General features: G+C 71.3%; 25 protein-coding genes. 15 read left to right on the forward strand and 10 right to left on the reverse strand.

All coding sequences use genetic code 11. The annotated features are described in order from the left end of the window. The first annotated feature begins 101 nt into the window (after positions 1-101). The 10 genes from BKK79_RS33090 (at position 102) to BKK79_RS33130 (ending at position 10,297) form a co-directional block, all read left to right on the forward strand. Entirely contained in the window at positions 102-905 is an 804-nt protein-coding gene (locus BKK79_RS33090; RefSeq protein WP_071020176.1) for a MetQ/NlpA family ABC transporter substrate-binding protein, read from the forward strand. A 198-nt stretch (positions 906-1,103) separates the two neighbouring features. After that, entirely contained in the window at positions 1,104-2,780 is a 1,677-nt protein-coding gene (locus BKK79_RS33095) for an FAD-dependent oxidoreductase (protein ID WP_084085487.1), read from the forward strand. Then, on the forward strand, positions 2,777-3,109 hold the full coding sequence (locus tag BKK79_RS33100; RefSeq protein WP_071020172.1) for a 4Fe-4S dicluster domain-containing protein: 333 nt from the start codon (positions 2,777-2,779) through the stop codon (positions 3,107-3,109). Before BKK79_RS33095 ends, BKK79_RS33100 begins: the two co-directional genes overlap by 4 nt. 39 nt (positions 3,110-3,148) lie before the next feature. Further along, the gene (locus tag BKK79_RS40785) at positions 3,149-3,322 is read left to right on the forward strand and encodes a hypothetical protein (protein ID WP_156811480.1); all 174 of its coding nucleotides are present in this window, start codon (positions 3,149-3,151) and stop codon (positions 3,320-3,322) included. A gap of 318 nt (positions 3,323-3,640) precedes the next feature. Further along, positions 3,641-4,900, forward strand: coding sequence for an SfnB family sulfur acquisition oxidoreductase (locus BKK79_RS33105; protein ID WP_071039966.1), 1,260 nt, complete (start codon positions 3,641-3,643; stop codon positions 4,898-4,900). A gap of 14 nt (positions 4,901-4,914) precedes the next feature. Further along, positions 4,915-6,174 carry an SfnB family sulfur acquisition oxidoreductase gene (locus BKK79_RS33110; protein WP_084085489.1) on the forward strand — a complete coding sequence of 420 codons (1,260 nt, stop codon included), beginning with the start codon at positions 4,915-4,917 and terminating at the stop codon, positions 6,172-6,174. Further along, on the forward strand, positions 6,174-7,535 hold the full coding sequence (locus tag BKK79_RS33115) for an LLM class flavin-dependent oxidoreductase (protein ID WP_071020166.1): 1,362 nt from the start codon (positions 6,174-6,176) through the stop codon (positions 7,533-7,535). Before BKK79_RS33110 ends, BKK79_RS33115 begins: the two co-directional genes overlap by 1 nt. A gap of 93 nt (positions 7,536-7,628) precedes the next feature. Continuing rightward, positions 7,629-8,471, forward strand: a complete 843-nt coding sequence (locus BKK79_RS33120; protein ID WP_071039967.1) for a MetQ/NlpA family ABC transporter substrate-binding protein — start codon at positions 7,629-7,631, stop codon at positions 8,469-8,471. A 25-nt stretch (positions 8,472-8,496) separates the two neighbouring features. Continuing rightward, positions 8,497-9,663, forward strand: coding sequence for a methionine ABC transporter ATP-binding protein (locus BKK79_RS33125; RefSeq protein ID WP_084085491.1), 1,167 nt, complete (start codon positions 8,497-8,499; stop codon positions 9,661-9,663). Further along, a complete protein-coding gene (locus BKK79_RS33130) occupies positions 9,644-10,297 on the forward strand; it encodes a methionine ABC transporter permease (protein ID WP_071020160.1) in 654 nt (217 codons plus the stop codon). Before BKK79_RS33125 ends, BKK79_RS33130 begins: the two co-directional genes overlap by 20 nt. Before the next feature lie 228 nt (positions 10,298-10,525). On the opposite strand, the gene BKK79_RS33135 is transcribed toward BKK79_RS33130, so the two are convergent. Together BKK79_RS33135 and msuE are read right to left on the reverse strand one after the other, a co-directional pair. After that, complete coding sequence (locus BKK79_RS33135) at positions 10,526-11,734, reverse strand: acyl-CoA dehydrogenase family protein (protein ID WP_071039968.1); 1,209 nt, start codon at positions 11,732-11,734, stop codon at positions 10,526-10,528. Positions 11,735-11,750: 16 nt separating this feature from the next. Continuing rightward, positions 11,751-12,317, reverse strand: a complete 567-nt coding sequence (gene msuE, locus BKK79_RS33140; protein ID WP_071020155.1) for an FMN reductase — start codon at positions 12,315-12,317, stop codon at positions 11,751-11,753. A gap of 380 nt (positions 12,318-12,697) precedes the next feature. Between msuE and BKK79_RS33145 the strand changes: the two genes are divergently transcribed. Continuing rightward, on the forward strand, positions 12,698-13,207 hold the full coding sequence (locus BKK79_RS33145; protein WP_157128585.1) for a hypothetical protein: 510 nt from the start codon (positions 12,698-12,700) through the stop codon (positions 13,205-13,207). Positions 13,208-13,487: 280 nt separating this feature from the next. On the opposite strand, the gene BKK79_RS33150 is transcribed toward BKK79_RS33145, so the two are convergent. From BKK79_RS33150 to BKK79_RS33175, 7 genes are all read right to left on the reverse strand, one after another. Then, positions 13,488-14,315, reverse strand: a complete 828-nt coding sequence (locus BKK79_RS33150) for a sulfite exporter TauE/SafE family protein (protein ID WP_071020149.1) — start codon at positions 14,313-14,315, stop codon at positions 13,488-13,490. 118 nt (positions 14,316-14,433) lie between these two features. Next, positions 14,434-14,742, reverse strand: coding sequence for a cyd operon YbgE family protein (locus BKK79_RS33155; RefSeq protein ID WP_071039970.1), 309 nt, complete (start codon positions 14,740-14,742; stop codon positions 14,434-14,436). Further along, a complete protein-coding gene (gene cydX / locus BKK79_RS33160) occupies positions 14,739-14,852 on the reverse strand; it encodes a cytochrome bd-I oxidase subunit CydX (RefSeq protein ID WP_071020146.1) in 114 nt (37 codons plus the stop codon). The genes BKK79_RS33155 and cydX overlap by 4 nt, the downstream gene beginning before the upstream one ends. 50 nt (positions 14,853-14,902) lie before the next feature. Then, positions 14,903-16,045 (reverse strand): cytochrome d ubiquinol oxidase subunit II, encoded by a 1,143-nt coding sequence (gene cydB, locus BKK79_RS33165; protein WP_071039971.1) that lies wholly within the window; start codon positions 16,043-16,045, stop codon positions 14,903-14,905. Between the two features lie 10 nt (positions 16,046-16,055). Continuing rightward, a complete protein-coding gene (locus tag BKK79_RS33170; RefSeq protein ID WP_071039972.1) occupies positions 16,056-17,612 on the reverse strand; it encodes a cytochrome ubiquinol oxidase subunit I in 1,557 nt (518 codons plus the stop codon). After that, positions 17,609-17,785 (reverse strand): cytochrome oxidase putative small subunit CydP, encoded by a 177-nt coding sequence (cydP, locus tag BKK79_RS41310; RefSeq protein WP_167366696.1) that lies wholly within the window; start codon positions 17,783-17,785, stop codon positions 17,609-17,611. The genes BKK79_RS33170 and cydP overlap by 4 nt, the downstream gene beginning before the upstream one ends. Positions 17,786-18,030: 245 nt before the next feature. Then, on the reverse strand, positions 18,031-19,398 hold the full coding sequence (locus BKK79_RS33175) for a sigma-54 interaction domain-containing protein (protein ID WP_071039973.1): 1,368 nt from the start codon (positions 19,396-19,398) through the stop codon (positions 18,031-18,033). Between the two features lie 315 nt (positions 19,399-19,713). On the opposite strand from BKK79_RS33175, the gene BKK79_RS33180 reads away from it, so the two are divergent. The 4 genes from BKK79_RS33180 to BKK79_RS33190 all read left to right on the forward strand — a co-directional run bounded on the left by BKK79_RS33180 (position 19,714) and on the right by BKK79_RS33190 (position 24,107). Next, positions 19,714-20,598, forward strand: a complete 885-nt coding sequence (locus tag BKK79_RS33180) for an MBL fold metallo-hydrolase (RefSeq protein WP_071039974.1) — start codon at positions 19,714-19,716, stop codon at positions 20,596-20,598. A 120-nt stretch (positions 20,599-20,718) separates the two neighbouring features. Further along, complete coding sequence (locus BKK79_RS33185; protein ID WP_071039975.1) at positions 20,719-22,398, forward strand: bifunctional protein tyrosine phosphatase family protein/NAD(P)/FAD-dependent oxidoreductase; 1,680 nt, start codon at positions 20,719-20,721, stop codon at positions 22,396-22,398. Between the two features lie 385 nt (positions 22,399-22,783). After that, positions 22,784-23,053: a hypothetical protein gene (locus BKK79_RS41760; RefSeq protein ID WP_232346379.1), complete on the forward strand. Its 270-nt coding sequence runs from the start codon at positions 22,784-22,786 to the stop codon at positions 23,051-23,053. Then, positions 23,040-24,107, forward strand: coding sequence for a S1 family peptidase (locus BKK79_RS33190; RefSeq protein WP_232346380.1), 1,068 nt, complete (start codon positions 23,040-23,042; stop codon positions 24,105-24,107). Before BKK79_RS41760 ends, BKK79_RS33190 begins: the two co-directional genes overlap by 14 nt. A 78-nt stretch (positions 24,108-24,185) precedes the next feature. On the opposite strand, the gene BKK79_RS33195 is transcribed toward BKK79_RS33190, so the two are convergent. Beyond that, positions 24,186-25,109 carry a LysR family transcriptional regulator gene (locus BKK79_RS33195; RefSeq protein WP_071039976.1) on the reverse strand — a complete coding sequence of 308 codons (924 nt, stop codon included), beginning with the start codon at positions 25,107-25,109 and terminating at the stop codon, positions 24,186-24,188. Between the last annotated feature and the right edge of the window lie 4 nt (positions 25,110-25,113).

A 25,113-nucleotide genomic window follows, 5' to 3' on the forward strand; every position in this document is an offset into this window, starting at 1 on the left:
CCGCCTAAGCTAAGTCGAAACGATCAGTTCGCGCCGGCGCGGCCGCTTCCTATACTCGCCCTCCTCGCGGCAGAAGCCGCATACCGATCCCGGGGAGAGCGATGTTGAAATCATTGGGCAAGCTGGCGGCACTGGCCGCCCTCGTGCTGGCGGTCGGCGCCGTCGCCGCGCAGGAGCGCACGCGTATCAAGGTGGGCGTGTCGGTGGGCAACGCCGAGCAGACCTTCGAGGTCGTCAAGAAGGTGGCCGCGCGCGACGGGCTGGACATCCAGGTCGTTGTCTTCAGCGATTACCTGCAGCCCAACGAGGCGCTCGCCGCCGGCGACCTCGACGCCAATGCCTTCCAGCACAAGCCCTTCCTCGACAGCCAGATCAAGGCGCGGGGCTACAAGATCGTGCCGGTGGGCCTGACCTTGACGGCACCGCTGGGCATCTACTCCAAGCGCTACAAGTCCGTCGACCAGTTGCCGGCGGGGGCGCGTATCGGCATCCAGAACGATCCGTCGAACGGCAACCGCGCACTGCTGCTGCTGCAGAAGGCCGGCCTGCTCAAGCTGCGGCCGGGCGTCGGCGAGAACGGCGTCAATGCCACGCCGCTCGACGTGGTGGAGAACCCGCGCAAGCTGAAGCTGATCGAGCTGGATGCGGCGCAATTGCCGCGCGCCCTCGACGATCTCGCCGCGGCCTCGATCAATAACGACTACGCCTTCCGCGCCGGACTCTCGCTGCAGCGCGACACCATCGCGGTCGAAGACGCGAAGGGGCCCTACGCGAACCTGATCGCCACACGTGCCGAAGACAAGGACAAGCCCTGGGTCAGGAAGCTGGTCAAGGCCTACCAGTCGGAGGAGGTGCGCCGCTTCATCGAGAGCGAGTTCAAGGGCTCGCTGGTACCCGCCTTCTGAAGCCGCCCCGAGCGGCGCGCCGCGCGGCATGCGCCGCGCGCATATGGATTCCCGCAATGCTTCGTTGTCCGGCGCTGCGGGTTTCGCTACCGTGTCTCGTCAGCAGACACCTCCCCAACGCCTGAGCAGCCGGCCGCAAGCGGACCCAGACCGCAGCCGAGGGTGGCGCTCATCGGCAACCGACAGCAGGAGCCGCGCATGGCAAGCAATGGATTCGGATTCGATAGGCAGACCGGCCACGCGGACACCGCGGCCGACGTCCTGGTGATCGGCGGCGGACCCGCCGGCACCTGGGCGGCGCTGGCGGCCGCCGAGGCCGGTGCGCGCGTGGTACTGGCCGACAAGGGCCATTGCGGCACCTCCGGCGCCACGGCGGCGGCGGGCACCGCGATCTGGCACGTGGAGCCCGAGCGCGCCGCGCGCGAGGCCGCCAAGGCGAGCCGCTACGAACTGGGTGGACGGCTGGCCGAGCCGCACTGGATGGACCGCGTTCTCGACCAGACCTATGCCGGCCTGGAGCGGCTGTCCCAGTGGGGCTACCCCTTTCCGCGTGACGCGTCCGCACGCGAACAGCGTGCCTCGCTGCAGGGGCCGGAATATATGCGGCTGATGCGCAGGCGCGCCAAGGCGGCCGGCGTGCGCGTCCTCGACCACCATCCCGCGCTCGAACTGCTGCGCGACGAGGCCGGCGCGGTGCGCGGCGCGCGCGGACTGCACCGGCAGGCCGCCGACGGTGCTCCGGCGCACTGGACGGTGCGCGCCTCGGCGGTGGTGATCGCCACCGGCGGCTGCGCCTTCCTGAGCCGCGCGCTCGGCTGTAATGTGCTGACCGGCGACGGCTACCTGATGGCAGCGGAGGCCGGCGCGGCGCTGTCCGGCATGGAGTTCTCCAGCGCTTATGGCCTGGGCCCTGCGTTTTCTTCGGTCACGAAGTCGCTGTTCTACCAGTGGGCCACCTTCTACGACGGCCTCGGCCAGGAGATCGAAGGCGCAGGCTCGGCGCGCGGCCGCGGCTTGATCGCCAAGACGCTGCAGACGCAGGCCGTCTACGCCCGGCTGGACCGTGCCGATGCGCGCGTGCGTGCCTGGATGCGCGCGTCCCAGCCCAACTTCTTCCTGCCCTTCGACCGTCTCGGCATCGATCCTTTCACCCAGCGCTTCCCCGTCACCCTGCGCCTGGAGGGCACGGTGCGCGGCACCGGCGGCCTGCGCCTTGCCGATGCGCACTGTGGTACCGGCGTCGCCGGCCTCTACGCAGCCGGCGACGCCGCCACGCGCGAGCTGATCTGCGGCGGCTTCACCGGGGGCGGCAGCCACAACGCCGCCTGGGCACTCTCTTCCGGCTGGTGGGCCGGCCAGGGCGCAGCGGCGCATGCCGCCCGCCGCGCCCCGCCCGCGGCGGCCGGATTGCAGGGCGCCGGCAGTGCCGGCCTGCGTGGCGAGCCGGTGGCCGAGGCCGACAGCGCGGCACTGGTGCAGGCCGTGCAGGCCGAGGTCTTCCCCTATGAGCGCAACTGGTTCCGCGACGGCGAGGCGCTGGCGCAGTCGCTGCAGCGGCTGGATGCGCTGTGGCAGCACTGGCGCGGCATCGTGCCGGGCGCGGGGACGGCCTTGTCCACCACCGGACAGGCGCTGCGCACGCGCGAGGCGATCGCCATGCTGGCCACCGCGCGCTGGATGTACCGCAGTGCTCTCGCCCGTACCGAGACGCGCGGCATGCACCGCCGGCTCGACCATCCCGCCCTCGACGAAGCACAGCGCTACCGCCTGCTCAGCCAGGGACTGGACGAGATCCGCATCACGCGCGAGCGGGTGGCTGATGCGGCCGATGCAGCCGATGCAGCCGATGCAGCCGGCTGGCAGGAGGCCGCATGATCGAGGCGCTCGACCCGGCCCGCTGCACGTCCTGCAATATCTGCGTGCGCGTCTGCCCTACCAATGTGTTCTCGCCCCAGCCGGGCGGCACGCCGCGCATCGCGCGCCAGCTCGATTGCCAGACCTGCTTCCTGTGCGAGGTCTACTGCCCTGAGGATGCCCTGTTCGTGTCGCCGCTGGCCGACAGCTGCGTGCCGGCGGACGAGGCGGCGGCCAGGCTGCCGGTCCATGCGGGTGCTTACCGTGCCGCGGTGGGCTGGGGCCGCGGACGTTCGCCCGGGGCGGCCGAAGACCGCAGCCACGCGCTGCTCGCGCTGGTGCAGCGTTAGCGGCCGGCGCAGCGCCTGGCCTGCCCTCGGAGCCCCGCCATGAAAGACCTGCTCGATTGGATCACCGCCATCGGCGCCGGCTTGGTCGTCTACGCCGCCCTCAGCCATCCGCTCTATCCACCGGGATCCGCCAGTGCGCGCAAGGCGTCGCGCCCGCCGCCCCAGCGCGGCGGCGACGCGGAAGACGCCGCCGCGGAGCCGCCGCCGCGCTGATGCCCGCAGGGTCGCGCGCGTTCATCTCATTCACCTTACTCACCTGCCGCGCAGCGATGCGCGTCGATGCTGCGCGGTGACGCAGCGTGTCGATGCGCGCCGGACCGAGTAAGCATCTACGCAAATATTCGTGGGAAGCGCCACCCTTGCCATGCTGCAATGCCAGCATGGCTGCGGGCCTCCAGCAAGCACCGCAAGCCGCTGCGGCAACACCCTCCGGCAGCGGCAGGCGCCGCCGGGCGTTCGCCCCGGGCTGGTTCCCACCGGGCCCCAAGGCAGCCAGGCCGGTCCGCCGGCCATGATCGAACCACGACTGCCATGACAACCTTGTCCGATTTCCCGACCCATGCCATTCCCGTGCCGCCGGCACGGCTCCCCGAACCTCACCGCGTGCGCCGCATCGCCGATGACGCCGAGGCCCTGCAGCGCGCCCACGAACTTGCCGCGGTCTTTGCCGCCGGCGCCGCCGAGCGTGACCGCGAGCGCCGCCTGCCGTGGCAGGAACTCGACCTGTGGTCGGAAAGCGGCCTGGGCGGCATCACCGTGCCGCGCGCGCACGGCGGCGCCGAGGTGTCCTACGCCACGCTGGCGGAGGTCTTCGTCATCCTGTGCGCCGCCGACCCGGCGCTGGGCCAGATCCCGCAGAACCATTTCGGCCTGCTGGGCGTGCTGCGCGAGATCGGCAGCGAAGCGCAGAAGCGCCGTTTCTACGGCGAGATACTGGCCGGCGCGCGGCTGGGCAATGCCGGCCCCGAACGGCGCTCGGCCGACAGCCCCACCGTCCTGCACGGCACCACGCGCCTGGTGCGCACCGAGCACGGCCTGCGCCTGAGCGGGCGCCGCTTCTACTCCACCGGCGCGTTGTTCGCCCACCGGGTGCCGGCCCGCGCGCTCGACGAAGCCGGCCGCGCGGTGCAGGTCTGGTCGCCGCGCGAGGTGCGCGGGCTCAGCGTCATCGATGACTGGTCTTCCTTCGGCCAGCGCACCACCGCCAGCGGCACGGTGGTGTTCGACGACGTGCCCGTGTCCCCCGAAGACGTGCTGCCGCTGTGGCAGCTCGCCGAGCGGCCCGGTCTCTACGGCCCCAATTCGCAACTGATCCAGGCCGCCATCGACCAGGGCATCGCCGAGGCCGCGCTGGCCGACGCCATCGCTTTCGTGCGCGAACGCGCGCGTCCCTGGATGGATTCGGGCCTGGCGCGCGCCGCCGACGACCCCTACATCATCCAGGACGTGGGGCGCTTGCAGATCGATGTGCACGCCGCGCGCGAGGTCCTGCTGGACGCCGGCCGCACGCTCGACGCCATTGCCGCCGGCCCGCTCGACGCCGCGGCCAGCGCGCGCGCCTCGGTGGCGGTGGCGGAGGCCAAGGTGCTGACCACCGAGGTCGCGCTGGAGGCCAGCCAGAAACTGTTCGAGCTGGCCGGTTCCTCGGCCACGCGCGCCGCTTACAACCTCGACCGCCACTGGCGCAATGCACGCACCCATACGCTGCACGATCCGGTGCGCTGGAAGACCCAGTTGATCGGCAACTACCACCTGAACGGCGTGCTGCCCGCGCGCCACTCCTGGAACTGAGCCGGAGCCCTGCCATGTCCCTGCTATCCCAACCCCTGCCGGAGGCCGCCGGTGCCAGCCGGCCCGCGCCGGCGGCGCCCCCGGCCCCGCTGGCCCGCTTGATCCGCGACGACGCCGAGGCGCTGGCCGTCGCCCAGGCGCTGGCGGCCCGCTTCGCGCCCGAAGCCGCTGCGCGTGATCGCGAGCGGCGGCTGCCGTGGGCCGAGCTCGACGACTTCAGCGCCAGCGGCCTGTGGGGCATCACGGTGCCGCGCGAGTACGGCGGTGCCGGCGTGTCCAATGTCACGCTGGCCCAGGTGGTCGCCACCATCGCCGCCGCCGACGGCTCGCTGGGCCAGATCCCGCAGAACCACTTCTATGCGCTGGAAGTGCTGCGCGTGGGCGGCAGCGAGGCGCAGAAGCGCTTCTTCTTCGCCCGCGCGCTGGCCGGCGAACGTTTCGGCAACGCGCTCGCCGAGATCGGCCACAAGGACTTCAAGCGCCGCACGCGGCTGAGCCGCGAGGGCAGCGGCTGGCGGATCGACGGCAAGAAGTTCTACTGCACCGGCGCGCTGTACGCGCACTGGATCCCCACCCTGGTGGTCGCGCAGGAAGACGGGCGCGAGGTCAGCTACCTGGCCTTCGTGCCCCGCCGCGCGCCCGGCGTCACCATCGTCGACGACTGGGACGGCTTCGGGCAGCGCGTCACCGGCAGCGGCTCGGTCAGCTTCGAGCATGTGCACGTGGAGGCGGATTGGGTGGTGCCGTTCCAGGCATCTTTCGACACGCCGACCACCATCGGCCCGGTGGCGCAGCTGTTGCACGCGGCCATCGATCTGGGCATCGGGCGTGGGGCTTTCGCCGCCACGCTGGAATTCGTGCGCGAGCACGCCCGGCCCTGGGTCGATGCCGGCGTCGAGCGGGCCGCCGACGATCCGCTGGCGATCCAGCAGGTGGGCGACGTGGCAGTGCGCCTGCGCGCGGCGGAAGCGCTGCTGCACCGGGCCGGGCGCATCGTCGATGCCACCCAGCGCGGGCCGGACGCCGACAGCGTGGCCAACGCATCGGTGGCGGTGGCCGAAGCGCGCGCGCTGACCACCACCGCTTCGCTGCTGGCCGGCAGCAAGCTGTTCGAACTGGGTGGCACCGGTGCCACGCTGGACCATCTCGGGCTGGACCGTTTCTGGCGCAACGCGCGCACCCATACCCTGCATGATCCGGTGCGCTGGAAATACCACGCGGTGGGGAACTTCTACCTGAACGACCGGAACCCGCCCCGGCACGGAGCCCTGTGATGGCCGCCAAGCCTATCCTGCTCAACGCCTTCAACATGAACTGCGTGGGCCACATCAACCACGGCCTGTGGACCCATCCGCGCGACCGCTCGCTCGACTATCACACCCTGTCCTACTGGACCGAGCAGGCCCGTATCCTGGAGCGCGGCCTGTTCGACGGCCTCTTCCTCGCCGACATCGTCGGCGTCTACGACGTCTACCAGGGCAATGTCGACGTGACGCTGCGCGAATCGATCCAGCTCCCGGTCAACGATCCCCTGCTGCTGGTTTCGGCCATGGCCGCGGTCACGCAGCACCTGGGCTTCGGCGTCACCGTCAATCTCACCTACGAGGCGCCCTACCTGCTGGCGCGCCGCTTCTCCACGCTGGACCACCTGAGCGGCGGCCGCGTCGGCTGGAACATCGTCACCGGCTATCTCGACAGCGCCGCGCGGGCCATGGGCCTGGACGGCCAGATCGCCCACGACGAGCGCTACGACCGTGCCGACGAGTATCTGGAAGTCCTGTACAAGCTGTGGGAAGGCAGCTGGGAGGACGGTGCCGTGCGGCGCGACAAGGCGGCGCGCGTGTTCGCCGACCCGGCGCGGGTGCATAAGGTGCGCCATGCCGGCCGCTACTACCAGGTCGAGGGCTACCACCTGGCGGAGCCCTCGCCGCAGCGCACGCCGGTGCTGTTCCAGGCCGGCAGTTCCGGGCGCGGGCAGCGCTTCGCCGCACGCCATGCCGAGTGCGTCTTCATTTCGCCGCCCAGCAAGGAGGCTGCGCGCCAGACCGTCAAGACCCTGCGCGAACAGCTGGTGGCGGCAGGCCGGCGGCCTGACGACGTCAAGGTCTTCATGGGCACCGCGGTGGTCACCGCCCGCACCGAGGCCGAAGCGCGCCAGAAGCATGCCGAGTACAAGGACTACGCCAGCCGCGAGGCCGGACTGGCGCATTTCGCCGCCAGCACCGGCGTGGACTTCGGCCGCTACGACCTCGATGCTCCGGTCGACTATGGCGGCGGCAACGCCATCGAATCGGCCACCCGCACCGCTCAGCAGCACGGCTGGACCCGGCGCAAGCTGCTGCAACTGTTCGAACTGGGCGGGCGCTATCCGGCCATTGTCGGCGATCCCGGCCAGGTGGCCGACGAGCTGGTGTCCTGGATCGACGAGACGGGGATCGATGGCTTCAACCTGAGCCGCACGGTGGTGCCGGAGAGTTATGCCGACTTCGTCGAGCTGGTGGTGCCGGCCCTGCAGGAGCGCGGCCGCTACAAGACCGCCTACGGGGAGGGCAGCCTGCGCCAGAAGCTGTTCGGCGCCGGCGACCGCCTGCCGGCGCGGCATGCGGCCGCCGCCTTCCGTGTGCCGCCGGGCTGAGCCGGCCCCCGGCGCTACAGGCGCTACAGGCGCTTCGGGCGCTTCGGGCGCCGGCGATTCTTTCCCCTTTTCCTTGCTTGCAGACTCCGCATCATGAACCAGAAACGACGACTGTTGTGCTCCCTCCCCGCCCTGCTGCTCGCTGCCGTGGCGGCGCTGGCGCCGCTCTCCGGAGCCCGTGGCGCCCAGGCGGGGCCGCTGAAGATCGGCGTCACGCCGGGCGCCCTGGCCGACTCGGTCGAGGTGGCCGCGGCCGAGGCCCGCAAGCAGGGCCTGGACGTCAAGGTGATCGAGTTCACCGACTGGACCACGCCTAACGTGGCGCTGGCCTCGGGCGATCTCGATCTCAACTACTTCCAGCACCAGGCCTTTCTCGACAATGCCGTCAAGGAGCGCGGCTACGCCTTCCGCAGCGTCGGCATCGGCGTGCTGCCCAATATCGGCCTCTACTCCAGCCGTATCCAGCGCTTCGACCAGCTCAAGCCGGGCGCGCGCGTCGGTGTCGCCAGCGATCCCGTCAACCAAGGGCGCGGCCTGCTCCTGCTGCAGAAGGCCGGCCTGATCACCTTGCGCGCCGGCGTCGGCGCGCGCGGCGGGCTGGATGACGTGACGGCCAACCCGAAGCAACTCAAGTTCGTCGAGATCGAAGGGCCGCAACTGGTACGCGCGCTCGACGACGTCGACCTGGCACAGGGCTATCCGGCCCACTTCGTCAATGCCGGCAAGGCGAAGATCGCCGGCTCTGCCCTGCTCTACTCGGGCGTGGACGACGCCTACTTCGCCATCCGCTTCGTCAGCCGCCAGGACAATGCCGCCGATCCGCGCATCGCACGCTTCGTCAAGCTCTACCAGTCGTCGCCCGCGGTGCGCAAGCAGCTCAGCGCCTCCTATGCCGACGACGACAAGCTCTACAGCCTGCCCTGGCTGAAGCCCTGACAGCCGACGCCATGAGCCACGTGTCATGAGCAACGCAAGCGCAATCGAACGGCGCGGCATCGCCGGCATCCCGCGCGGTGAAGCCGCGCGTCCGCAGGCAGCCATCGAAGCGGCGGCGGACCGCCGCGCTGCCGGCACCATCGCCTTCCAGGGCGTGGGCAAGGTCTACCAGGCGGGGGCCGGCGCGGTCCATGCCCTGCAGGACGTCGACGCCGAGATCCCGGCCGGCAGCATCTTCGGCATCATCGGCCGCAGCGGGGCCGGCAAGTCGAGCCTGCTGCGCACCATCAACCGGCTGGAGCAGCCCAGCCGCGGCCGTGTGCTGGTCGACGGCGCGGACATCGCCGGCCTCGACGCCGCCGGCCTGGTGCGGCTGCGCCGGCGCATCGGCATGATCTTCCAGCACTTCAACCTGTTATCGGCCAAGACGGTGCGCGAGAACGTGGCGCTGCCGCTCAAGGTCGCCGGCGTGCCGCGCGCCGAGATCGAGCGCCGCGTCGGCGAACTGCTGGGGCTGGTCGGGCTGGCCGGCAAGGAAGACAGCTATCCTGGCCGCCTGTCGGGCGGGCAGAAGCAGCGCGTCGGCATCGCGCGGGCACTGGTGCATCGCCCGGAGATCCTGCTGTGCGACGAAGCCACCTCGGCGCTCGACCCCGAAACCACGCAGTCGATCCTGGCGCTGTTGCGCGATATCAATCGCCGCTTCGGCCTGACCATCGTGCTGATCACGCACGAGATGCGCGTGATCCGCGACATCTGCGACCGCGTGCTGGTGCTGGAGGGAGGCCGCGTCGCCGAGCAGGGGGCGGTGTGGCAGGTGTTCGGCACGCCGCGCCATGCAGCCACGCGCGCCTTGCTGCGGCCGCTGGAATCCGCGTTACCGGAGGACCTGGCCCTGCTGCTGCGGGCCGAGCCGCCGGCCTCAGGCCGCTACGAGCAACTGGTGGAGCTGCGCTACGCCGGCGGGGCGTCGGAGTCCGACCTGCCGGCCGCCGCACCCGACCTGGCCCGCATCGCCAGCGCACTGGGCGGCCGTGCGCGCCTGCTCCACGCCGGGCTCGATCGCATCCAGGCCCGCACGCAGGGACGGCTGCTGGTGGCGGTGCCGTCCGGCATCGCGCTGCCGCCCGTCTTTGCCGCCCCCTCTCCCACCCACGCCAAGGTCCTCGGCTATGTCCCCGCTTACGATTGAACGCATCTGGCAAGGCTTGTTCGACACCCTCACCATGGTCGGTGCCTCGGCCCTGGTGGCCGTGGCCGCCGGCATTCCCCTGGCCCTGGTGCTGGTGCTGAGCGCGCCCGGCGGCGTGCTGGCCGCGCCGCGCCTGCATCGTGCGCTGGGCAGCGTGGTCAACGGCTTCCGCGCCACCCCCTTCCTGGTGCTGCTGGTGGCGCTGCTGCCTTTCACCCGGCTGGTGGTCGGCGCCACCATCGGTGTGTGGGCCGCGGTGGTGCCGCTCGCCGTCAGCGCCACGCCCTTCTTTGCCCGCATCGCCGAGATCAGCCTGCGCGAGGTCGACCGCGGCCTGGTGGAGGCGGCGCAGGCCATGGGCTGCGGCCGCTGGCACATCGTCTGGCATGTGCTGCTGCCGGAAGCCTTGCCGGGCATCGTCGGCGGCTTCGTGATCACGGTGGTGTCGCTGATCGGCGCCTCGGCCATGGCCGGTGCGGTGGGCGCCGGCGGCCTGGGCGACATCGCCATCCGTTACGGCTACCAGCGCTTCGACACCACGGTGATGGCGGTGGTGATCGTGCTGCTGATCGGCCTGGTCAGTCTGGTCCAGTGGGCCGGGGACCGCTGGGTGCGCTATCTGCGGGCACGCTGACAGGCCGATCGCCAGGCCGATCGGCTCGCCGTAACGTAGCGGCCGGAACGGGCCGGGCAGCGTCGGGACGGATACTACGGATACGGAGGCGGCGCAGATCGCAGATGGCGCGGCGGAAGGCGGGGCAAAGGCCCCGCCTTCCGCTGCCGCTCCGGAATGGTCGCGCAGGCTGGGCCCCGGGGCTGCCGCGCTCAGGCCGCTCGCGCTCAGGCAGCCCTCAGGCAGCCCTCAGGCAGCCTTGACGCCGACCGACCAGTAGTAGGTCGGCGCGGACCCGTTGATCAGGTTGTCGCCCAGGGCGCGCGCCTTGTAGATGACCGGATTGTGCGAGGCCAGCGTGCGCGCGTTGCGCCAGTGCCGGTCGAGGCGCCGGTCCTCGTCCAGTGCCGAGGCGCCGCCGATGTCGAACAGCCGGGTGGCCGCCGACAGTACCAGCTCGGTGACGCCGACCTGGGCCCTGGCCACGCGCAGTTCGAGTTCGTCGAGGCGTTCGCCCGGCACCGGCACGCCTTGCTCGCGCAGGCGGTCGATGTCGCCCAGGCCGCGCGCCAGGTCGGCGGTTGCCGCCGCGCTGAGGTAGGCGGCCGCGCCGATCTGGCCGACCACCTGCTGCACCAGCGGGTCCTGCGCCGCGGTGGCGGCGCTGCCGTGGCTGTAGACGCGCGTGCGGGCCCGCACGAAGGCGGCCGCGTCGCGCTCGATGGCGCGGGCGATGCCTGCCAGCGTGGCCAGGTGGCAGAGCTGGAAGTAGGCGGTCATCGAGGTCGGCGCCTGGCGCGGAATCGCCAGTACCTGCTCGTCCGCGACGGGCACGCCGCGCAGGCGCGTGGTGCCGGAGCCGGTCAGGCGCTGGCCGAAGCCACGCCAGTCGTCGACCCGCTCCACGCCCGGTGCGTCGGCCGGAACCACGGCGTAGACCGGATCGCTGTCACCGGGCCGGCTGGCCACCACCACGATCCAGTCGGCATACAGGGTGCCCGTGCTGTAGAACTTCTCGCCATCCAGGCGCCAGCCGGCGCCGTCGCGCGTCAGCGCGGTGCGGTGGCGGCCCAGCGCGCCCTCGCCACGCTCGGTGGTGGCATTGCCGAAGATCGCGCCCTGTCCGGCCAGGCGCAGCCAGCGTTCGCGCTGCGCAGCCGGCACCTCGGCATACAGGCGCTCGATGAAGCCGAAGTGGGCGCGCAGGATCTGCGGCAGGCTGGAATCGGCCTCGCCCAGTTCGACCAGCAGCGCGAACAGTTGCTCGACCGAGGCGCCCAGGCCGCCCAGGGCCGGCGCCACGCGCAAGGCGCCGAAGCCGGCCTCGCGCAGCCAGGCGACGGCGTCATGGGCCAGCTCGCGTTCCTGCTCGCGCTGCGCGGCCCGCGCCGCGATGCGGGCGAAGATCGGACGGAAGCGTTCGGCCAGCGCCTCGCTGGCGGGAGGGTGTGCGGTCATCGTGCTCACGCTCCCGTCAGGCGGCATGCTGCAGGGCGACCTGGCGGCTGGCGGGGAACAGCGGCGCGGCGCGGTCGGCGGCCAGGCGGATGCGTGCCGCCAGCGCCGCGCTGCTGACCTGGTAGCTCTCGAAGTCGGCCGGCCCCGCGAAGACGCCGATCGGCAGCGTCAGCGCCTGCAGGAAGCCGAACAGGGGGCGCAGCTGGTGCTCCAGCACCAGGGCATGGCGGTCGCTGCCGCCGGTGGCGGCGAGCAGCACCGGCTTGTCCACCAGCGCCTCCTGGCCGACCAGGTCGAACAGGTGCTTGAAGTGCCCCGGATAGGAGCCCCGGTAGACCGGTGCCGCCACCAGCAGCAGGTCGGCGCTTTCGATCGCGCGCAGCTCGCGCTCGACGCTCTCCGGCAGTTCCTGGCGCGACAGCGCGCCGCCGAGCGGACGGGCGATCTCGCCCAGGTTGACGATATGGCTGCGCAGCAGCAGGCGGCCCTGCAGTTCGGCGATCAGTGCCTGCAGCAGGGCGAGCGTGCGCGACGGTTGTTGGGCGCTGCCGTTGACGGCAACCACGTTGAGCTGGACGGCCATGGGGAGATTCTCCGGTCGGATCAGGATGAGGGCATTTCCCGGAGGTGCGCGGCGCCTCGCTGGCGGGTGCGGCCCGGGAACAGCGGCAGCAGCGACGGCATCAGTCACAGCAAGAGCAACGGCCGGCCGCTGGCGATGACAAAACGATAGCGCAGGGCCGGCGCGCGCCGAAGGACGCATTTCGACTATGCATAGACGCGGCCGGCGCATATCGCCATGCGGCAGCCGGGCCGCCTGCCGCTCGACGTCACAGCCGGAAACGTTGCCGGCCGCGATCGCGGGCTAAGCTTGGATGCCAGTCCGGGCCGCCTTCGTCCGCCGCCTGCGGCAGCCGTGTTCTTTGACCGCTTTCCTCAGCCACCGCCCGGAGATCCTCGCCCATGCGCGTCCCTTTCCCCGTCCCTCTCCCTCTCCCCTTCCCCGTCCCTCTCTGCTGTGCCGCCGCGTTGCTGCCGCAGCTGCTGCTGTGGCTGCTGGGGTTGTCCGCCGGCGCGGCGGCGCAGGGCGCCGTGGCCACCAAATGTCGCGACGGCGCCCGCATCCTGTATCAGTTCGGGCCATGCCCGCCCGGCCATGTCGAGATCACGACCGCCCCGGGCGGCACGCTGTCGGTGCTCGGCAAGAGCCCGGCGCAGCGGGCCCAGGAGGAGGCCTTCCTGGCGGAGCGCGAGCGCCAGCAGCGGCAGGAACAGGCATGGCTGGCGCAGCAAAGCCGCAGCCTGGAGCTGGCGGAGCAAAGGCGCCACGAAGCTTGCCAGCGCCTCGCGCGGCGCCTGCGTGATCACGATGCGGCCGCGCAGCGCACCAGGAATGCGGAGCGTCGCGAGGCCCTGCAGCGCGGACGGCGCGCCTTGCAGGAAGCACAGCGCCGGCAGGATTGCCGCCCGTGACGGGCCCGCAGTCCTCCATCCTGAAGCCGCGCGAGAGCCGGCCCAGGCAGGCCATCGGCGAACTGGCCGTGGCGATGCCGGGCGTGGAGATCCTGGTCGTGGAGATGCCGGACGAACAGGCGCTGCGCTGGCGCGGCCCGCTGGCGGCGGCCGACGCCGCGCCCGGTCTCGATCCGGAGGGCGGCCGGCACCTTGCTGCCGGCGTTCCTTCACAGCCGCGCCTACACCATCTTAGGCGGGGCGGCCGAGGTCCGGCTGGACATCATCGCCAGGACCGCGCTCAGCCGTGCCAGCCGCCGGCCAGCAGCGCCTTGGCCACCATGCCCAGCGCCACCAGGCCGGCGATCACGGCAAAGCCCTGCTGCAGGCGCGGGCCGCTGATGCGCTTGGAGACCAGGCGCCCGCCCAGCATGCCGGCGATGGCGCCGCCGGCGAAGGGAATGGCAACCGGCCAGTTCATGCGGCCGGCAATGGCGGTGGACACCACGCCCGAGGTCGACACCAGGGTGATGACCGCCAGCGAGGTGGCCACGATGGCGTGCATCGGTGCATTGGTGGCGCGCCGCAGCGCCGGCACGATGACGAAGCCGCCGCCGACGCCGAGCAGGCCGGACAGGAAGCCCGCGCCCACGCCCGAGGCGGCCAGCGCGCGCGTGCAGGCGGCGGTCCAGACGAAGCGGCCGCTCTGCGTGTCGAGCTGGCAGGGCTGGGGCGGGCCGCTGAAGGCCGGCTGCGGTGCCCCCTGCCCGGCCGGCGCGGTGGCCTGGCGGTACATGCGTACCGAGACATAGGCCAGCACGGCGGCAAAGATCAGGGTCAGCGGGCCGCTCGGCAGCTTGTGCGCCAGCCACAGGCCCAGCGGTGAGAAGACCACGCCGGCGGCCGCCATCAGCGCCGCCGCACGGTAGCGCACGATGCCGGCGCGCAGCCCGATGGCGGCGCCCACCGCCGCCGACACGCCGACCGCGAGCAAGGCGATCGGGCCTGCCTCGGCCACGCCCAGGTGCAGCACGAACAGCAGCAGGGGCACGGCCAGGATGGCACCGCCGGCGCCAGTCAATGCCAGGATCAGGCCGACCACGCCGCCCAGGATCGCACTACTTCCCATGGTTCTCTCACTTCCTTTTGTCTTATTTCCTGGTCCGGTCGGCCGTCTGTGATGGCGCCGATCCTGCCAGTGCATGTCGTCTTGGCTGCACCGCGGCGCAGCCTCGCGCCGGCGCGGCTCAGCCCGCCAGGCGCAGTGCCACGGCCAGGGCCAGCGCGAGCGCGCAGGCCCAGCCCGAAAACAGCCAGCGCCACAACCAGAAGCGCGGCAGGAAGCCGACGCCGCGCACGAAGCCCGCGCTCATGGCCCAGAACATCAGCGCCGCGATGCCGTGGTCGGCCTGGCCGGCCGCGTTGGACATCGCCTGCGGATAGACGGTGGCGCCCACCATCAGCAGCAGCGCCGCGCCCAGGCAGGCCAGATGCAGCCGCGCCTGCCCGGCGGGGCTTTGCTCGCCATCGTGATGCTCGCGGCCGTCACTGTTCACCGCTCGTCCTCGCTCCGCATGCGGGCGTCGCTGGCTTCGCCCCACATCGCGTTGAGCACGGCCAGCAGCACGGCGAAGCCGACGCCCAGAACCCAGCTGAAGTACCACATCGTCGTTTCCTCCTGTCTGTGGGAGATGCTGCGGGAGATGCCGGCCCGGCTCAGTAGGCCGAATGCTCGTTGGCGCGGATATGCTCGGCGGTGACCTTGCCGCGCATCACGCGGTAGGCCCAGCCGGTGTAGCTGACCACGATGGGCACGAAGATCAGCGCCACCCAGAACATCAGGCCCAGCGTGAAGTGGCTGGACACGCAGTCCCAGATCGTCAGGCTGGCCTGCGGCAGGCTGGAGGACGGCATCACGAAGGGGAACATGGCCGCTCCGGCGGTGCCGATGATGCCCGCCAGCGACAGCGCCGAGGCGACGAAGGCCAGCAGCGTGCGCCCTGCCCCGGACAGCGCGGCCCCGGCCAGTGCGCCGGCCACGCCCAGCGCGGGCAGCAGCCACAGCGCCGGCGCCTTGCCGTAGTTGGCCCACCAGGCCCCGGCGCTGCGCGCCACGGTCTTGGCCATCGGGTTGGACGGCGCGGCCGGATCGATGGCCGAGGTGATGGCGTAGCCGTCGATGCCGCCCCAGCGCAGCCAGGCGCCGGCGGCCAGGAAGGCCAGCACCGCCACCAGCGCGGCCCAGGCGGCGGCGCGCCGGGCGCGGCGCTGCACCTCGCCCTCGGTGCGGTGCGCCAGGTAGATGCCGCCGTGCATGGTGATCATGGCGCTGGACAGCACCCCGCACAGCAGCGCGAAGGGGTTGAGCAGCTGCCAGAAGGTGCCGGTGTAGGTGGAGACCATGAAGGCATCGAACTGGAAGGGCACGCCCTGCAGCAGGTTGCCGAAGGCCACGCCGAAGATCAGCGGGGGCACCGCGCCGCCCACGAACAGGCCCCAGTCCCAGGCGCTGCGCCAGGTGGGATGGTGGATCTTGCTGCGGTAGTCGAAGCCCACCGGGCGGAAGAACAGCGCCCACAGCACTGCCAGCATGGCCCAGTAGAAGCCGCTGAAGGCGGTGGCGTAGACCAGCGGCCAGGCGGCGAAGATGGCGCCGCCGCCGGTGATGAACCAGACCTGGTTGCCGTCCCAGTGCGGGCCCACGGTGTTGATGATGACGCGGCGCTCGTCGTCGCTGCGGCCGACGAAGGGCAGCAGCGTGCCCACGCCCATGTCGTGGCCGTCCATGATGGCGAAGCCGATCAACAGCACGCCCACCAGCAGCCACCAGATGATTTTCAGGGTTGGATAGTCAAGCATGGCAGTCTCCTCAGGCGTGGCTCGGCTCGAACTGGTAGCGGCCGGTGCCGAGGCTGCCCGGGCCCTGGCGGGCGAACCTGACCATCAGGTAGACCTCGACGACCAGCAGCAGCGTGTAGAAGCCGAGGAAGCCGGCCAGCGAGCCGTACAGGCTCTGCACGCTCAGCGTGGACACGCTCAGGTGGGTGGGCAGCACGCCGTAGATGGTCCACGGCTGGCGCCCGTACTCGGCCACGATCCAGCCCAGCTCGATGGCGATCCAGGGCGCGGGCAGCATGCACAGCGCCCAGCGCAGCAGCCAGCGCGGCGCCAGCCGCTGCGGGCGCAGCGTGGTCCAGAAGGCCAGGCCGAACAGCGCCAGCATCAGGAAGCCCAGGCCCACCATGATGCGGAAGCCCCAGAACATCGGCCACACGCGCGGCACGGTGTCGTTGACCGCCTGCTCGATCATGGCCGGGGTGGCCTGGCGCACGTCGGTGGTGTATTTCCGCAGCAGCAGGCCGAAGCCCAGGTCCTGCTGGTGGCTTGCCAGGGTCTGGCGCGCGCTGGCGTCGTCCGGGTTGGCGCGCAGCGCCTCCAGCGCCAGCACGGCCGGGATGCCGTTGCGGATGCGCTCGCGGTTGCGCACCTTGATGTCATGGATGCCCGGGATCTCCTTGGTCACCGAGCGCGTGCCGATCAGGCCCATCACCCAGGGGATCTCGATGGCCCAGTCGTTCTTCTGCGCGGCCTCGTTGATGCCGGCCACCAGGTTGAAGCTGGCCGGCGCCGGCTCGGTCTCCCACATGGCCTCGATGGCGGCCATCTTGGTCTGCTGGGCTTCGCCCACGGTGTAGCCGGACTCGTCGCCGAGCACGATCACCGAGCACACGCTGGCCAGGCCGAAGGCTGCCGCCACGCGGAAGCTGCGCCGGGCGAACTCGAGGTCGCGCCCGCGCAGCAGGTACCAGCTGGAGACCGACAGCACGAACATGGCGCCGGTGACGTAGCCGGCCGAGACCGTGTGCACGAACTTGGCCTGGGCCACGGGGTTGAACACCACGGCCCAGAAGTCGGTCATCTCCATGCGCATGGTCTGCCAGTTGAAGGCGGCGCCGACCGGATTCTGCATCCAGCCGTTGGCGATCAGGATCCACAGCGCGGAGAGGTTGGTGCCGACCGCCATCAGGGTGGTGACCAGCAGGTGCTGGGTGCGCGAGAGGCGGTCCCAGCCGAAGAAGAACAGGCCGATGAAGGTGGATTCGAGGAAGAAGGCCATCAGGCCCTCGATGGCCAGCGGAGCGCCGAAGATGTCGCCGACGTAGTGGGAGTAATAGGCCCAGTTGGTGCCGAACTGGAACTCGAGCGTGATGCCGGTGGTGACGCCGAGCGCGAAGTTGATGCCGAACAGCTTGCCCCAGAAGCGCGTCATGTCCTTCCAGATGACCTTGCCGGTCATCACATAGACGCTTTCCATGATGACCAGCAGCCAGACCATGCCCAGGGTGAGCGGCACGAACAGGAAGTGGTACATGGCGGTGGCGGCGAACTGCAACCGGGACAGGTCGACCAGGTGCTCCGAGATCACGGCTGTGCTCCTTGTGCTGTTGGGGGCGGACCCAGGCGGTCGGCGGCGCGCCGGGCATCCACGGCAACCCGCTGGTCGGCCACGAAACACCACCAGAGCAAGGCCAGCACGGCAATCTTCACCGCGACGGCGAGCAGCAGGTGGCGCAACAGTCGTCGATCGTTGGGGGTCATGCCATGGAGCTGATCAAGAAGCGTGCCAGTGGCGACGTTCTCGAAAAGTCATATCGATTCAGTAGCTTAGTCGGCACAAGGCCACTTTGCCAGTCGGCGCGGCCCTGGCAATCTGGCAGAAGATGGCAGTCTGGCAGTGTGCTGGCAGTCGCCTGACAGTGATCCGACCGTGATGCGTCAAGGATCCGGCCATGATCCGGCCATGATCCGGCGGAGGCGCGACCACGTGGCCTGCGCCCTGCCGCTCAGGCCAGGCCGAGGGACTTGAGGCGCCGGTAGAGCGTGCGCTCCGACAGGCCGAGGGCGGCCGCCAGTTCGCGCCGCGTGCCGCGGAAGGCCGCCACCTGGCGCCGCAGTTCGGCCTCGTCCAGCACCGGAGCGATCGCCGCCGCCACCGCGGCTGTCAGCGCCGCCCTGCCCGCCGGTTCGGGCGGCGGTGCCAGGCCCAGTCCCGGCGGCAGCGCCTCCACCCCGATCACGCTGCCTTCGGCAAACAGCCTGGCGCGCTCCAGCACATTGCGCAGCTCGCGGATATTGCCGGGCCAGCGGTGTGCCTGCAGGCGCGCCATGGCGGCCGCGTCCACGCTCAGGCGGCGCCCGCCCGCGCCGCCGCGCTGCAGGAAGGAGTCCACCAGCAGCGGGATATCGTCCAGCCGTTCGCGCAGCGGCGGCAGGTGGACCGGGAAAGCGCTGATGCGGTAGTAGAGATCCTGGCGGAACTCTCCCTCGGCCACCATCTTCTCGAGCGGCTTGTGAGTGGCCGCCACCAGGCGGAAGTCGGCCTGCTGGGTGTCGACGCTGCCGACCCGGCGGAAGGTGCCCGATTCGATCAGGCGCAGCAGCTTGACCTGCATCGACAGCGGCACGTCGCCGATCTCGTCGAGGAACAGCGTACCGCCCTGGGCGGTCTCGACCAGCCCCTTCTTGCGTGCCACCGCGCCGGTGAAAGCACCCTTCTCATAGCCGAACAGCTCGCTTTCGAACAGCGTCTCTGTCAAGCCCGAGCAATCGACCACCACCAAGGGGCCGCCGGCGCGCCCGCTGGCTTCGTGCACGGCGTGGGCGAACAGCTCCTTGCCGGTGCCCGATTCGCCCAGCAGCAGCACCGGCAGCATCGACGGTGCCACGCGCTGCACCGCGCCCAGCGCGGTGTTGAAGGCCGGCGCCCGTCCGACCAGGCCGTCCGCGCTGGCCTGGGCCGAGGCATTGCGCACGGTGGCCAGGCGCTCGACGAACGCCACCACTTCGCGCCGGGCGTTCAGGATGGGCCGCAGTTCGACATCGACATGCTCGGGGCCGCGCGGCGTGTGGTGGATATGCAGGACCCGGTTCGGCCCCATGGTCTCGCGCGCCTTGCGCATCGGACAGTGCTCGCCGGCCTGGTCGCAAGGCATGTCGTAGTGATGCGAGATGCGGTAGCACTTATGGCCGATATAGGGCCGGTCGACCGCGCCGAACTGGCGCCGGTAGGCCGTGTTGGCGGCCAGGATGTTGTACTCGGTGTCGAGCACGATCATCGGCTGCGGATCGTGCTCGAGATAGGAGATCAGCGCCTCGACGGGCGCTTGCGCGTCGGCGGCAGGGGCGGCGACGACGCTCGGGAGATCGGCCATGGGGGGCTAGCCTGGGGCGAAGGACAAGGCATTCTAGCAGGCGCTGCCACCACTGCCAAACTGGCAGTGGTGGCAGTTCGCGGGGCCTGCCACGTGCCGTCGAGCCGTACCGGCCAGGTGCGCGCATCGGCCCGGCTGCGCTCCAGGATCCTTCATGAATTCAATGACTTGGCTTTTCCCGTGGAGCCTTCCGGTGGGATGGCATGGATCTTGAGAATCCAGGCCAGACCGTGCCCGCGGCGCCATCGACACGCCCGGGCGCCGCTTCGCACACATGGCGGCGCGTGAACCCCGCCGCCCTACCAGGAGATACCGATGCCAACCCGCTCCCGCATGCAGGTCGAGGGCTTTTTCGACCCCGATACCTGGACCATCAGCTACCTCGTGCTGGACCCGGCCACGCGCGCGTGCGCGCTGGTCGACAGCGTGCTGGACTACGATCCAAAGTCCGGCCGCACCCGCACCGCCAGCGCCGACCGCCTGGTCCAGCGCGTACGGGAACTGGAGGCCGGTGTGCAGTGGATCCTGGAGACCCACGTGCATGCCGACCATCTCTCGGCGGCACCCTACCTGCGTGAGCGGCTTGGCGGCCGTATCGCCATCGGCAGCCACATCACCACCGTGCAGCAGGTATTCGGCCGCGTCTTCCATGCCGAGCCCGCTTTCCGCCGCGATGGCAGCCAGTTCGACCACCTGTTCGAAGACGGCGAGCCGTTCCGCATCGGCAGCCTGGAAGCGCGCGCCATGCACACGCCCGGCCATACGCCGGCCTGCATGACCTATGTGGTCGGCGATGGCAGCGAAAGCGCCGCCTTCGTCGGCGACACCCTCTTCATGCCCGACTACGGCACCGCGCGCTGCGACTTTCCCGGCGGCGACGCACGCACCCTGTACCGCTCCATCAACAAGGTGCTGAGCCTGCCGGCCGAGACCCGGCTCTATATGTGCCACGACTACCAGCCTGGCGGCCGCGAAGTGCGCTACCTCAGCACGGTGGCGGAGCAGCGCGAACACAACGTCCACGTGCGCAACGGCATCAGCGAGGACGAGTTCGTCGCCATGCGCCAGGCGCGCGACGCCACCCTCGGCATGCCGACGCTGATCCTGCCCTCGGTGCAGGTGAATATGCGCGCCGGCCAGTTGCCGCCCGCCGAGGCGGACGGCGTGCACTACCTGAAGATCCCGCTCAACGTCCTGTAAACGTCCTGTAGCCGACGCCGCCAGCCGGGCCGGGGCCGCCCTCCGGCCTGCCAGGCCCGCTCTTCCCTCGGCCTGCCCGCCCCACCCTCCGGGTCCCGGCCGCCCCCACTGGAGACTCCCATGAAGATCCGCCCCCTCTCGGACGCGCTGTCCGTATCCGACCAGATCACGCCCGCCGACGTTGCAGCGATCGCCGCGCAGGGCTTTCGCGCCATCGTCTGCAACCGACCTGATGGCGAGGCGCCCGACCAGCCCGGCGTCAAGGAGATCGAGCGCGCTGCCGCGGCCGCCGGGCTCGCGCTGTCCTACCTGCCGGCCGCGCCCGGCCGGATCGACGACGAACAAGGCCGTGCCTTCGGCACGCTGCTGGCCGGACTGCCCGCACCGGTGCTGGCTTACTGCCGCAGCGGCACCCGCTCGGCCACCCTGTGGGCGCTGTCGCAGGCCGGACGGCTGCCACCGCGTGAGATCCTGGCGCGCACGGCCGCCGCCAGCTGCGACCTGCAGGGCCTGGCGCCCCGCCTGGGCGATGGCGCCGGCGCGGCGCCGGTGCGCGTGGACGAAGCCAGCCACGAGGTCGTCATCATCGGCGGCGGCGCCGCCGGCACGGCCGTGGCGGCCAGCCTGCTGGCGCGCAGCCCCGGACTGGACGTCGCCATCATCGACCCGGCCGACGTGCACTACTACCAGCCGGGCTGGACCCTGGTCGGCGGCGGTGTGTTCGAGGCAAGGGTCACCGCGCGCGCGATGGGCTCGGTGCTGCCGCGCGGCGTGCGCTGGATCCAGGCGGCCGTGGCGGCCTTCGAGCCGGAGCGCAATGCCGTGGTGCTGGATGGCTGCCGCGTGGTGCGGTATCGGCAGCTGGTGGTCTGCCCGGGGCTGAAACTGGACTGGTCCGGCATCAAGGGCCTGCCCGAGACACTAGGCCGCAACGGCGTCACCTCGAACTACCGCTATGACCTGGCGCCCTACACCTGGCGCCTGGTGCAGCAGCTATCCGGCGCCGGCGGCGGGCGCGCCGTATTCACCCAGCCGCCGATGCCGATCAAGTGCGCCGGCGCTCCGCAGAAGGCGATGTACCTGTCGGCCGACCAGTGGCGGCGCGACGGCGTGCTTGGCCGCGTCGATATCCAGTTCTGTAACGCCGGTGCGGTGCTGTTCGGTGTGCCCGACTACGTGCCCGCGCTGATGGAGTATGTCGGGCGCTACGGCATCCATCTCAACTTCGGCCAGACCCTGGTGAGCGTGGACGGCGCCGCGCGCCAGGCTACCTTCCGCCGTGCGCTGGCGGATGGCGGCAGCGAACTGGTGACGCGCGAATTCGACATGCTGCACGTGGTGCCGCCGCAGAAGGCACCGGACTTCATCCGCGCCAGCCAGCTGGCCGACGCCGCCGGCTGGGTCGAGGTCGATCCGGCCACGCTGCGCCATCCGCGCTACGAGAACGTCTTCGCCCTGGGCGATGCGGGCAACACCAGCAATGCCAAGACGGCTGCGGCCGCGCGCAAGCAGGCGCCGGTGGTGGCGCACAACGTGCTGGCGCTGCGCGGCCAGGCGCAGGGCGAGGCGCGCTACGACGGCTACGGTTCCTGCCCGCTGACGGTGGAGCGCGGCAAGGTGGTGCTGGCCGAGTTCCTGTACGGCGGCAAGGTCGCCCCCAGCCTGCCGCGCTGGCTGCTCGACGGGACCCGCCCCACCCGCGCCGCCTGGCTGCTCAAGGAGCGCATCCTGCCGCCGCTCTACTGGGACGGCATGCTCAAGGGCCGTGAATGGCTGGCGCAGCCGGCCGTCGGCGCCTGAGCGGTATCCGGGGTCTCGGCGGGCCCCGGCGGCCCTTGTCCTGGCGCGGGCGAGGCGGCAGAATACGTCCCCAAAACCAACCAGCAGAATCGTCCGCCCCGCCGCGAGGCAGGGCGGCAGGACAGGGAGAAGGGATGGGAAACCGGGGCCGGGCCGCCATCAGCGCGGCCGCCGAAGCCGTTGCGGCTGCACGCTCCGGCCAGGGCGCGCCACGCGCAGCGGCAGCCGCGCCGCAGGCGCCGGCATGTCGCCGGCGTAGCGGCGCCCCCGTGCCATCGCCCTGAGGCCTGTCATCTCGCATCCACCCTGTCGGATGCGCTTCCCTTCCCCACAGTCGCTCCCTGCAGCCGTGCCGCACGTTCGCTCCTTTCCCGCACTCCGATCGATGCCAAGTCCGTTCCGCCCCACCTCGCTGGCCACGCTGCTGGCATTGCCCACCCTGGCGGCGCTGGCCGTGCCTGCCGTCGCGCAGGCCGCCGGCCCCGACCTGGCCGCCGTGCGCGCCAGGGTTTCCGCCAGCGTCTACGCCGTGCGCGCGCTCGGGGCGAACGAGGCGCCGCTCGCCGCGGGCTCGGCCGTGGTGATCGGGCCCGGGCAGCTTGTCACGGCCTGCCAGGTGCTGGCCGGCGCGCGCGATCTCGGTGCGGCGCGATAACGTCAGCTACGGTGCCACCCTGGAGGCGCCGGACATCGAGCGTGACCTCTGCCTGCTGCGCGTGGCCAACTTCCAGGCCCCCGCCGCCAGCGTCAGCACCAGCGCCGCGCCGGCTTTCGGCCAGCGTGTGCTGGCCGTGGCCAGCGCGGATGCCAGCGGCGTGACGGCGGTCGAGGGCACCGTCTCCGGCCTGCAGGCCGGCCCGGATGGCAAGCTGGTGCGCATCGAATCGACCGCGGCGCTGCCGAATGCCATCGGCGGCGGCCTGTTCGACGACAGCGGCAAGCTGATCGGCGTGATGGCCGGACAGGGGCAAGGCGCGCAAGGTGGTCAAGCCGGCCAAGGAGGACAGGCACCGCTCCGGGCCGTACCGGCCGCCTGGATCGGCATGGTGGGCGAACGCGGCGCCGCCGCGCTGGCCCAGTACCGCGCCGGGGCGCCGGCGGCCCGTCCGGCGCCCTCCGCGCCCGCGGCCCAGGCAACTCCGGCAGCGCCCGCCGCCGACGGCATGCCGCGCGTGGGCGAGCAGTGGCGCTACGAGCTGGTCGACAAGATGACCAAGGCCCGGCGCGAGGTCTCCTACCGCGTGGACCGCATCGAAGGCGAGCGGGTGGTCTTCAACCAGGGCGCGCGCGTCGAGAGCGGCGACGGACGCGTGGTGCGCATCACCGCGGCCACCGGCGGCGATTTCGACGAGGCCTCGCCGCCGGGCGGATGGGTGCCGGAGGACGTGCGCGCTGGCCTGCGCTGGAAGCTCAGCTACCGGCAGCCCGTCACCGGCCTGCAGACCGACCTGACCGGCGAGGCCGGCGGAGAATCGACCCTCACCGTGCCGGCCGGCACCTTCCGTGTGCTGCGTCTCAGCTTCAAGGGCTACGTGTCCCGTCCCTTCTATGGCTTCACCGGTGGCGGCGCGGCCAGTTCGGTGCCCTACAGCGCGGTGGCCTGGTATGCGCCGGAACTGAAGCGCGTGGTGCGCTTCGATGCCCAGTACTCTTCGCGCTGGTCCCACCTGGACGAGAGCCTGGTACTGGTCGAACACCGGGTTGACTGACGGCCGACCGCCCGGCATGCGCGGCCGGACATCGCACTGCCCCGCCCCGTACCCATCCTGGGCCGCGCACGTCGCCTCTCAGCGGCCAACGTGGCGGCGTTCCCACGGCGGCTGCGTGCCAAAGCGGGCCTCCAGGAAGTCGATGAAGGCGCGTACGCGCGGCGGCATCAGCCGGCGCTGCGGCATCACGGCGTAGATGCCGGTCTCGGGCAGGGGGAATTCCGGCAGCACCGGCTCCAGTTGGCCGCTTTCCAGCTCGCGCCAGACATGCCAGACGGAATGCAGGGCGATGCCCAGGCCGGCCACCGCGGCGTCGGCCAGCAACTCGCCGGTATTGGCTTCGATGCGCCCGTCGACCGGCACCGCGATCTCGGTGCCGCCGTCCCCCTGGAAGCGCCACACGTCCTGCCGGCCCTGGTGGCCGGTCAGGAGCAGGCAGTCGTGCTTCGCCAGGTCCTGCGGCACGCGCGGCCGGCCGCGCCGGCGCAGGTAGTCGGGCGAGGCGCACAGCAGGCGGCGGTTGGGCGCGAGCTTGCGCGCCACCAGGCTCGAGTCCTCCAGCGCACCGATGCGCACCGCCAGGTCGAAGCCGCTGCTGACCAGGTCCATCACATGGTCGCTCAGGTTGACGTGGATGCGCAGCGCGGGATGGGCGGCGAGGAATTCCGGCAGCAGCGGCGAGATGTACAGGCGCCCGAACGAAGCCGAGGTGGTGACGCGCAGCGTGCCGCTGACGCCGGTGCCGGCCCCGCGCAGCGAACTGCCGAGGGCCTCCAGGTCGTCGACCAGGGCCCGGCCCTGCTCGGCCAGCAGGCTGCCCTCCGGGGTTGGATGCAGGCGCCGCGTGGTGCGGTGCAGCAGCCTCACGCCGAGGTCGGCCTCCAGGCGCTTGAGCCGCTGGCTGGCCACCGCCGCCGAAAGGTCGAGGCTGCGCGCGGCGGCGCTGATCGAGCCCAGGTCCAGGACGCGCAGGAACAAGCCGATATCGCCGATCCGGTCCATGATT

It is taken from the genome of Cupriavidus sp. USMAA2-4, from assembly GCF_001854305.1.
GTDB classification, from domain to species: domain Bacteria; phylum Pseudomonadota; class Gammaproteobacteria; order Burkholderiales; family Burkholderiaceae; genus Cupriavidus; species Cupriavidus malaysiensis.